The sequence below is a fragment of the Enterococcus canis NBRC 100695 genome (genome assembly GCF_001544375.1).
Taxonomy (GTDB): Bacteria; Bacillota; Bacilli; order Lactobacillales; family Enterococcaceae; genus Enterococcus_H; species Enterococcus_H canis.
This window is the reverse complement of record NZ_BCQJ01000003.1, coordinates 205,809-216,569: the sequence shown is the minus strand read 5'-3', so window position 1 is coordinate 216,569 and position 10,761 is coordinate 205,809. Positions and strand designations below refer to the sequence as shown.

The following is a 10,761-nucleotide window of genomic DNA, read 5'->3' as shown; positions in this document are numbered from 1 at the left end:
TTCTGCTGGAGCATTATGCTTTTTCAGAGATTATTTCAATCCACGCTCCCCATAAGAGGAGCGACCTATTCATAGGAGGAATCGTTATGGAAAACCAAAATTTCAATCCACGCTCCCCATAAGAGGAGCGACGACTATATTGACGATCCACTCATGCCACTAGTGATATTTCAATCCACGCTCCCCATAAGAGGAGCGACCACTAATTTTTTTGTTATAAACACCTAAAGCATATATTTCAATCCACGCTCCCCATAAGAGGAGCGACGCCAAAAGTGTGGGACGGTGGGGACTTGCACACAGATTTCAATCCACGCTCCCCATAAGAGGAGCGACTCAAACTTACTAATAATCACATCAGCTGACAATTATTTCAATCCACGCTCCCCATAAGAGGAGCGACTTATAGCGTAAGGCATTTACGTCAATAATCATGGCATTTCAATCCACGCTCCCCATAAGAGGAGCGACGAATTAATCAGCCCACTAAACTTGTATGTTACAAATTTCAATCCACGCTCCCCATAAGAGGAGCGACCGACGGCAACATCGAGGGGAGCTACTCAGCCGTTATTTCAATCCACGCTCCCCATAAGAGGAGCGACGCCATTTGGATTTACTACGAAAAGAGGCGTGAAATATTTCAATCCACGCTCCCCATAAGAGGAGCGACACCCCAGTGCCTGCACCAAAACCCGAACCACTCAAATTTCAATCCACGCTCCCCATAAGAGGAGCGACGATAAGCTACTGACGAACCGTGTCAGCAATATTGCATTTCAATCCACGCTCCCCATAAGAGGAGCGACACGTTGCTAATATCTAAGATTTTTGCCTTTTCAGATTTCAATCCACGCTCCCCATAAGAGGAGCGACGTCAGCTAAAACTTGTTTTAGACCGTTGACGTGTTATTTCAATCCACGCTCCCCATAAGAGGAGCGACAAGTAATTTTGCAAGCCCCCAACCAATATACCCTATTTCAATCCACGCTCCCCATAAGAGGAGCGACACTGTCACTTGTTAAGATAAGAATATCTTTCAAAGCGATTTCAATCCACGCTCCCCATAAGAGGAGCGACAATTAGGATATTCAAGGCGATACTCTTCAAGTTGATATTTCAATCCACGCTCCCCATAAGAGGAGCGACAAACAGATATGTTTTCATTAAGTGGTATAACTAATATTTCAATCCACGCTCCCCATAAGAGGAGCGACAGCTGTAATTGTTTGAGCTGTTCGTTCGTTGAAAATTTCAATCCACGCTCCCCATAAGAGGAGCGACCGTTTGGATCACTTGCCCATTGCCTACTACATGTGTATTTCAATCCACGCTCCCCATAAGAGGAGCGACTTATCTACATTCTTATTATAAACCCTATTGGGTCATTTCAATCCACGCTCCCCATAAGAGGAGCGACTGCAAAATAAGGCATAATTTCCTTATTTTGTTTAGTTTTTCTTTACTAAAATAATAAGAATTTTTGATTAGTAGCACGTATTTAACATATAGTTCTAATAAACTCTAAATTTATGGTGCGAATCACTAGGGATAATATGTGTACCTCAGGTTCGCACTAGCAGCTTAGTAAAGACTCAAAGTATGATAATTGGTATCCCTTACATATCAATTATAGCATTATGGAATCGATTAAATCTATTTACATAATTCTAAACGGAAATTTAGTCAGTGGTTATGATGCAGATGGGTTATATAACTATAAGTAAGAATCTTACCGTACTTGTGAAGGGGTGAATTTTATATTAGACTTAAAGAAAACGGTTTCTTTGAGAGCTTTATAAAATTACAGTGAGGTGAATAAATTGTATATAGCACATTTTAGGACAAGTGATGGTGCAAAACAGCCACTGGTACAACATTTAAAAGAAACGGCCAACATTTCAAAAGATAATGGCTCATCTTTGGGTATAGCGACAACTTGTTACTTAGCTGGATTATTGCATGATGCTGGTAAATATACGGATGCGTTTCAACAATATTTATCTGATGCTCATGCTGGTTTGGCTGTGGTACGGGGAAGTGTAGATCATTCGACATATGGTGGGAAAATCATTTTATCTATTAAGGCAACGAATAAATATGAACGGTTATCGATAGAAATGATTGCGAATTCTATATTTGCTCACCATAGTTCAAGAGGATTGCTAGATTTTATTTCAGGTGAAGGGGATGCTTCCGTCCCATTTAGTACAAGATATGAAAAAGAACTTCCTGAATATGACGACGTATGTGCCCACTTTTTTGAGGAAGTTGCGTCACAATCTGAATTAGAATCATTGGTACGAATCGCTGGCAAAGAGTTGGAAACAATAGCTGTTGAACATGATTGGAATCCCAAAAGTGATCAGTATCAGACAGATCAATTCTATTTTTTGAAGCTGGTTTATAGTGCTCTTTTGGATGGAGATCGTCGTAATACACAATTATTTGAAGAGTTTAATAGTGTTTCTCAGATTGACTCATCTGTGTTGTTTGAGTCACTAGCGAGCACACTTGAAACTACTTTTGAGACCTTTAGAAAAGGGCCAGAAACTAAAATCAATACGTTACGACAAGAGATGGCGGACGCTTGTCTACAAGCGGCAGATAGACCAACGGGAATCTATCGTCTTTCTATTCCGACAGGTGGAGGTAAAACATTGAGTAGTATGCGTTTCGCGCTTAATCATGCTACGAAAAAAAGGAAAAAACGGATTATTTATATTATTCCTTACAGCTCAATTATTGAGCAAAATGCTGGAGTATTTCGAAAACATTTACAAGATTCTGAAGGAGATTTTATTCTTGAGCATCATTCCAATTTGGTAAGCGAGCAAGATGATCAGTCTGAAGACAGCGAGCGAAAGCAAGCAAAGATGCAGGATAACTGGGATAGTCCTATCATTGTAACAACAATGGTTCGATTCCTTGAAAATGTTTTTTCTGGATCAACTCGTAATCCCAGACGTATTCATCAGTTGTTAGATAGTATTCTTATTTTCGATGAAATCCAGTCAATTCCTCCAAAGTGTTTGTCTATGTTCAATAGTTTGATTACTTTCTTGAAGGAGTACGGAAATACGACGACGTTACTTTGTACAGCAACACAACCTACATTAGAAAATAGGAAAGTGAAATTGCCGCTGGAAAGCGACGCTGAAATTGTACCTGACCTAGCATCAGCAAGTACGGCTTTTGAACGGGTCAAAGTCATAGATTATACGAAACCCACTTATTGGTCTGCCCAGGAGTTAGCAGATTTTTCGGAAAAACTGCTAGAAGATAATCGAAATTTATTGATTATCTTAAATACAAAAAAAGCCGTTCGAACGATTTTTCAAGAGCTTAGGGATCGAGGCAAGCAAGTTTTCCATTTGTCTACCTCTATGAGTCCCAATCATCGTACTTCCAAATTGGAAAGCATACGTGAAGCTTTAGATAAGGGCCAGGACATTATTTGTGTAACAACACCTTTGATTGAAGCGGGGGTAGATATTAGTTTTGCTACGGTTATTCGCTCCATTTCTGGTTTAGATTCAATAGCGCAAGCAGCGGGGCGCTGTAATAGAAATGGGGAATCAGACGTACAGCAGCCGGTTTATTTAGTAAATCTTGTGAAGGAACTGGAAAATATTGATAAAATGCGAGAAATTAAAACAAAAAGTTTAATCACAATGGAGTTACTTCAGGATCGCGAGTTTAATCATGAAGACTCTAGTTTATTGGATCCTAAGCTAATAGAACAATTTTTTAACCGCTATTATGCAAGAGTTGAGAAAGCTAATGAGTCGGATTATCTCTTTAATGGCGGGAAAAATAGTTTATACGAATTGATGGGGAAAAATCTTAATAGAAAAAAGTTTTATGTAAGCAAAATGAATGAACTTCCACCAACATTAATGGTTAGTAGCAGTCAAACAATTGCCCAACACTTTAACGTTATTGAACAGCAAGGTGATAGCGTGCTAGTGGAATTTGACGAAGGCGAGGAAATGATCATAGAGCTAAGTGGTTCAAAAGACGTTATTTTTGATAAACGATGGTATCAAAGGGCACAACGGAATAGTATCACCTTATATCAACATGAATTTGAGCAATTGGAAAAATCTGGTTTAATCACGCTAACTCCCGCGGGGATATATGTTTTACACCAGCAAGCCTATGATAAAGACTTTGGCCTAAACATTGAAGGCGATTCTCATGGAAGTTACAGTTTTTAAATTTAGAAAGCGCTTTTATATAGTTGGTGTCTTTGTTAGTATTTAAATAGAAAGATAAATTCATTTTACTAAATTCGAGAGGAGGAAATATACTTGAAAAATCAAATCAGTTTTCGTGTCTTTGGGAAATATGCGCTGTTTACAGACCCTTTGACTCGACTAGGGGGGGAAAAAAGTACCTATCCGATTCCGACATATCAAGCCTTAAAAGGCATTGTGGAATCGATTTACTGGAAGCCAACCTTGATATATTACATTGATGAAGTCCGCATTGTAAATCCAATCCAAATGGAATCAAAAGGAATGCGTCCAATGGTTTTCACTAATTTGAACAGTAGTAACCTAGCTTATTATAGCTATCTGAGAAATCCTGTTTACGAAGTGAAAGCGCACTTTGAATTTAACAAGAATCGACCAGATCTACGCAAAGACTACAACGAAAATAAACATTATCAAATTTTAAAACGATCTCTAGCGAAAGGCGGCAGAAGAGATATATTTCTGGGAACAAGAGAGTGCCAAGGATATGTCGAACCTTGTGAATATGGAGAAAAGCCGGGGGCCTATGATCAAGATAATTATCCGCAGTTTTTTGGCACAATGGTACATGGCTTAGACTATCCTGATGAGACAGGAATCGATGAGCTAAGGGTACGTCTATGGCAGCCTAAAATGGAGAAAGGGATCGTTCGTTTTCCGCGACCGGAAGAATGCGCGGTAGTGAGACCACTGAAGAAGATGGCTGCAAAAGAAATCACTTTGAAAGATATCCAGCTAGCTGAAGAGTTGATAGAAGAGCTGGAGGTGGATGATATATGACGTGGATTAGTGATTTGTATGAAACTTATGAGGATAATAAAGATCAGGTGGGAAAAGTCCTGATTCGAGGGCAACATCGCTTTTCTTTACTGCCAGTGGGACATGCCTATCGAAACATTCAAATTGAAGTTCAAGTAACTCCAGATGGACGTTTCTTTTCCGCTAGAGTTTTAAGTAAAGACGAGGCACCCACTATTATACCAGTCACGGAAGGATCAGCCGGCCGCGCAAATACGGCTGCACCTCATCCACTCCATGATGGACTAAAATATGTGGCAGGAGACTACAAAAATTTTGTTGATATGAAGAAGAAAAAGGATGATCCTCATGCACTCTACATGACTCAGTTGCAAAAGTGGTCAGAAAACAACTACAAAATTAACGCAATATACATCTACCTTCAAAAAAATAGTTTGATCCATGATCTGGTCCAACAAGGAATCTTATTTTTAGATAAAGAAGGAAAGTTGATTTTAAAGTGGTCAAAGGAGTTAACCGAAGAAAAGGGATTTAAACCAGAAATATTTGACGTTTTAGTTGGGGATCAATCAACAGCGATGATCCGTTTCACTATTCATGACCCAGAGGGAACAGACGAAGAAGTTCCTTTATGGGAAGATGAAGAGGTGATCAATTCTGCCATTGCTGAATTTTCAATAGGCAATGAAGGATTGGACTATGTTACAGGAAAAATGATGCGTATTACAGCAAATCATACCTCGGGATTGCGCTATGCAGGAGATATGGGAAAACTGATATCTGCTAATGACAATATCGGATTTACTTATAGAGGTCGTTTTTCTAAAAAAGAAGAAGCAGCTGGTGTTGGCTATGTTGTTTCGCAAAAAGCTCATAGTGCATTGAAATGGTTGATTGCAAAGCAAGGTATCATTCGTGATGGGCGAGTCTATTTGGTATGGGGGAAAGAATTACCGGAACAGCTTACTCCCTTAGCTGGCGGGAATGAGTTTGCTGAAGCAGACGAACTCGCTGAACTTTTTGCTGATGCGGTTGATAAAACACAAGAAGAATTTGCGGAACTTGTAAAAGCAACGATTTATGGGAAGAATAACGAACTGGCGATTCACGCCAAAGTGAATATCATGATATTGGATAATGCAACAAAAGGCCGTTTAGGAATACTCTATTACAATTCAACGGACCAAAAGCAATATTTACAACGAATTGAAAAATGGCATGAGCAGTCTGCTTGGCGGCATACTTATTTTGTGAATAAGAAACCAAATTATTATTATGGCGCACCAAACTTGTATGATATTGCAATAGCTGCTTTTGGTGAGAAGGCCAACGATGCCATCTTAAATAATGCAACAACAGCTTTATTCACCTGTGTAGTGGAAGGGAAAAAAGTACCTTTTGATTTAGTTCAAAAACTCGTTCATCGTGTATCAAATCCACAAAGCTTTGAACAAAACTGGCAGTGGCGTAAAGCACTGACAGTGGCCTGTTCCATGACGAACAATTATTACTTTAGAGAAAAGGGAGGATGTTCCGTGAGCTTAAATAAAGAAAGTAAAGAGAGAAACTATCTTTTCGGCAGATTGCTAGCTGTCTCGCATATTCTTGAAAAAGATGCGTTAAACGTGCAGGGTTCATCAAATCGTTCAACTAATGCAGAGCGATATATGAGCGCCTATAGTACCCATCCAGTAAAAACGTGGCTGATTATTAGAAAAAACTTACAGCCCTACATCAACCGATTGTCACCGGGCAAACAAATCTTTTACAATCGTTTATTTGACGAAATCATGGATGCTTTCACTGAAACGACCTATACAGATAAGGCCTTAGATGGTCGTTATCTACTAGGATATTATAGTCAAGAATTTGATATTTATCATAAATCACCTACCAAGGAGGATGAGTAAGATGAGTTTGGAGAACAAATACGATTTTAAAGTGGTTTTTTCTGTAAAAAATGCGAACCCTAATGGCGATCCCTTAAATGGAAACCGTCCTAGACAGGATTTTGAGGGGTATGGAGAAGTCTCCGATGTCGCAATCAAAAGAAAAATCAGAAATCGATTGCAAGATATGGGTGAGGCTATCTTTATCCAGTCAACTGATCGTTCAGATGATGGGTATACAAATCTGAAAGACAGGGCAGAAAGTGTCGAAGAGTTAAAACAAATCTTGAAGGATAAGAAAAAAGCAGATGTAGACGCCTTTGCTCGTATTGCGGCAGCACAGTGGTTTGACGTCCGCGCTTTTGGGCAAGTTTTTGCTTTTTCCGGCTCTCAGGTATCAGTAGGCGTCAGAGGACCAGTTTCTGTTCAATTAGCCGAAAGTATTGAGCCAGTTGAAATCAACTCAATGCAAATAACGAAAAGTGTCAACTCGGTTCCAGGTGATGGCAAGGGTTCAGACACAATGGGAACAAAACACTTTGTAACAAACGGGTTATATGTTTTCAATGGCAGTATCAATCCTCAGTTAGCAGCAAAGACTGGATTTAGTGATGAAGATGCAGAAAAAATTTTAGAAGCCTTGCAGTCATTATTCGAAAATGATGCTTCTGCAGCTAGACCAGAAGGTTCGATGGCGGTAGAAAAAGTTTTTTGGTGGAAACATCCAAGTAAATTAGGAAAATATCCTTCCGCAAAAGTTCATCGTTCTGTTCAGTTAACCAAGAAGGAGGAGATTGATGTACCACACTCAATTGATGACTACAATATCGTGGTAGACGAGTTAGAAGGTTTAGCAGTTCAGGAATTAGAAGGTATTTAATGATGTATCAAGAAGATGATTTTTTGATGATCTCAGGTATTCAACATTTTGTTTTTTGTAAAAGACAGTGGGCTCTGATTCATATTGAACAACAATGGGCTGAAAACATGTTGACAGTTGAAGGTAGTCATCTTCATGAAAAGGCAGATCAGCCATTTATACGGGAAAAAAGAAATGATCGTCTGATCGTTAGAGCACTTCCTGTACACTCTCGCGAACTTGGGATAAGTGGCATCTGTGACGTGGTGGAGTTTATTCGAGATGAAAAAGGTGTTTTCATACCTAAATATCAAGATAAATTTCGTGTGAATCCAGTGGAGTATAAAAGAGGAAAGAAGAAAATAGATTTAAGTGACGAGTTACAAGTGACGGCGCAGGCATTTTGCTTAAACGAAATGCTTGCGGCCGATATTACCGTTGGCGAATTGTTTTATTTTGAAACTCGAAATCGTCTATCAATCGATATTGATACACATAAAGTGGCAATGTTACGTGATATTACTAGGGAGATGCATACTTACTGGGAGAAGCGTTGGACACCAATTGTAAAAATCACCAAAAAATGTGAGCGTTGTTCGTTAAAGGATTTGTGTTTACCCGTTTTATCCAAAAAAGAATCTGTAGAGACATACATGAAACGGAGACTAGCGGAATGAAAAAGCTATTGAATACAGTTTTTATCACAACACCGCACCTATATTTACGCCTTGATGGTGCCAACCTAGTAGTATGGAATGAGGATACTGCAGTGGGAAGGATTCCCTTACATAATTTGGAAGGAATTGTCACTAATAACTATGTGGGAATGAGTCCAGCATTGATGTCGGAATGTATGGAACGAAACATTGCGGTATCTTTCTTATCCTCTAGCGGCAAATTCCGGTGTCGTGTTGTAGGACCGACCTTTGGCAATGTTCTATTAAGGAAAAAGCAGTACCTAATATCTGAAACAGAAATAGACAGTTTACCTATCGCAAAAAATTTTATTATCGGTAAATTATTCAATCAGCGTTGGATATTAGAACGCTTTACGAGAGACCATGCACTGCGCATCGACGAAGCATTGTTTAAAAGAATTTCTTGTGAGCTAAAGGAGGGAATAGTGACTATCCGAGAACAAATAGAAGACTTGGATGCGCTAAGGGGAGTAGAAGGCCAACTCGCTAGTAGATATTTTTATGTTTTTGATCAGATGATTCTTCAACAAAAAGAAGAGTTCCGATTTAACGGTCGAAGTAGAAGGCCGCCTTTGGATGCTGTAAACGCACTACTATCGTTATCTTATACATTGCTATCCCACGATTGTGCAGCAGCTTTAGAAGCGGTAGGATTAGATCCTTATGTAGGCTTTCTTCATCAAGATCGGCCAGGAAGACTATCTTTAGCCTTAGATCTAGTTGAAGAACTTCGGGGAGTATATGCAGATCGTTTTTGTCTCAATTTAATAAATAAAAAAATACTTACTGGCAAGCATTTTCTCAAAAAAGAGAGTGGTGCCGTCCTTTTGACCGATGAAGGACGAAAGATTTTTTTTGATTCCTGGCAGTCTAGGAAAAATGAAAAATTACAGCACCCATTTCTTGGTGAAAAAATTCAGTGGGGATTGGTCCCACATGTTCAAGCATTATTATTAGCGCGATACTTGCGCGGTGATTTAGATGAATACCCTCCTTTTTTATGGAAGTAGGTGGTTTTTTTTGATGATACTAGTAACTTATGACGTTTCAACAGTGGAAAAAGAAGGAAAGCGGAGACTGAGAAAGGTTGCGAAGATTTGTCAAAATTATGGAATTCGTGTTCAAAATTCGGTGTTCGAATGCGTCGTTAACCAGACGGAATATACGCAAATGAAAATCAAGCTTTTAGCTGTCGTGGATGATCAAGAAGACTCATTAAGAATCTATCGTCTAGGAAAACAGTACAAGAGTAAAGTGGAACATTTTGGAGCGAAAGAGTCTATAAATGTAGAAGAAACGTTAATTTTTTAAAAAAGAAAAGTGGTGCGAATCAAAGGTACACATAAAATTTCTAAGAGATTCGCACCATTAGTTTATGTGTTAGTTAGAGTATTATTAGAAAATACGGATGCTGAAACATCGAAAACAAATATAATATGAAATAAGAAACAAAAATATAGATGAAATTCTTTATTTTTGCGTCGCTCCTCACTTGAGGGGCGTGGATTGAAATAACGTCTGCCTTCATTTTCTCCATAAATTGGATTGGTCGCTCCTCACTTGAGGGGCGTGGATTGAAATACTCCACCACGTTTGGACAAATTAATTTAGAATCTGTCGCTCCTCACTTGAGGGGCGTGGATTGAAATCTTTTTAACGATGCAGATGTATCGTTGGGAGATTGTCGCTCCTCACTTGAGGGGCGTGGATTGAAATTCCTCCTACCTGATCCGTGGAACTGGTAGAAACGTCGCTCCTCACTTGAGGGGCGTGGATTGAAATTGTAAAGCATACAAATCACTACTAATCAGACTCTGTCGCTCCTCACTTGAGGGGCGTGGATTGAAATCGCCCACGCCCGTATCATAAGCGGCGGGTGGATAAGTCGCTCCTCACTTGAGGGGCGTGGATTGAAATCATTTCAACTCGCTCTTGGTAAGCATCCTCGGCGGGTCGCTCCTCACTTGAGGGGCGTGGATTGAAATGCTACTAAACGAGGTGGGTCAAGGCAAGTCAAAAGTCGCTCCTCACTTGAGGGGCGTGGATTGAAATCTGTGTGCAAGTCCCCACCGTCCCACACTTTTGGTCGCTCCTCACTTGAGGGGCGTGGATTGAAATTACTTCGTTTGAATCATCTAAGTTATTAGCGAGTGTCGCTCCTCACTTGAGGGGCGTGGATTGAAATTAAAAGGAGGTTTGATAGATGGTTAAAGTGTTTAAGTCGCTCCTCACTTGAGGGGCGTGGATTGAAATAACACGTCAACGGTCTAAAACAAGTTTTAGCTGACGTCGCTCC

The 10,761-nt window shown here is 39.7% G+C and carries 7 protein-coding genes and 2 CRISPR repeat arrays (2 of these 9 running past the window's edge); all 7 genes read left to right on the top strand.

The window, feature by feature from the left end; all coding sequences use genetic code 11:
• Positions 1-1,421: direct repeats of the CRISPR family, unit length 33 nt; unit sequence ATTTCAATCCACGCTCCCCATAAGAGGAGCGAC; it reaches 914 nt to the left of the window's first position.
• Between the two features lie 394 nt (positions 1,422-1,815).
• The 7 genes from ECA01S_RS06285 (at position 1,816) to cas2 (ending at position 9,776) form a co-directional block, all read left to right on the top strand.
• Positions 1,816-4,221 carry a CRISPR-associated helicase/endonuclease Cas3 gene (locus ECA01S_RS06285; protein WP_082703266.1) on the top strand — a complete coding sequence of 802 codons (2,406 nt, stop codon included), beginning with the start codon at positions 1,816-1,818 and terminating at the stop codon, positions 4,219-4,221.
• A gap of 93 nt (positions 4,222-4,314) precedes the next feature.
• The gene (gene cas5c / locus ECA01S_RS06280) at positions 4,315-5,040 is read left to right on the top strand and encodes a type I-C CRISPR-associated protein Cas5c (RefSeq protein WP_067392763.1); all 726 of its coding nucleotides are present in this window, start codon (positions 4,315-4,317) and stop codon (positions 5,038-5,040) included.
• The gene (gene cas8c, locus ECA01S_RS06275) at positions 5,037-6,929 is read left to right on the top strand and encodes a type I-C CRISPR-associated protein Cas8c/Csd1 (RefSeq protein WP_067392760.1); all 1,893 of its coding nucleotides are present in this window, start codon (positions 5,037-5,039) and stop codon (positions 6,927-6,929) included. Before cas5c ends, cas8c begins: the two co-directional genes overlap by 4 nt.
• A 1-nt stretch (position 6,930) precedes the next feature.
• Positions 6,931-7,788, top strand: a complete 858-nt coding sequence (gene cas7c / locus ECA01S_RS06270) for a type I-C CRISPR-associated protein Cas7/Csd2 (RefSeq protein ID WP_067392757.1) — start codon at positions 6,931-6,933, stop codon at positions 7,786-7,788.
• Positions 7,788-8,444, top strand: a complete 657-nt coding sequence (gene cas4 / locus ECA01S_RS06265; RefSeq protein ID WP_067392755.1) for a CRISPR-associated protein Cas4 — start codon at positions 7,788-7,790, stop codon at positions 8,442-8,444. The genes cas7c and cas4 overlap by 1 nt, the downstream gene beginning before the upstream one ends.
• Entirely contained in the window at positions 8,441-9,475 is a 1,035-nt protein-coding gene (cas1c, locus tag ECA01S_RS06260; protein WP_067392752.1) for a type I-C CRISPR-associated endonuclease Cas1c, read from the top strand. The genes cas4 and cas1c overlap by 4 nt, the downstream gene beginning before the upstream one ends.
• A gap of 10 nt (positions 9,476-9,485) precedes the next feature.
• Positions 9,486-9,776, top strand: a complete 291-nt coding sequence (gene cas2 / locus ECA01S_RS06255) for a CRISPR-associated endonuclease Cas2 (protein ID WP_067392750.1) — start codon at positions 9,486-9,488, stop codon at positions 9,774-9,776.
• 169 nt (positions 9,777-9,945) lie between these two features.
• Positions 9,946-10,761: direct repeats of the CRISPR family, unit length 33 nt; unit sequence GTCGCTCCTCACTTGAGGGGCGTGGATTGAAAT (it continues 1,774 nt past the right edge of the window).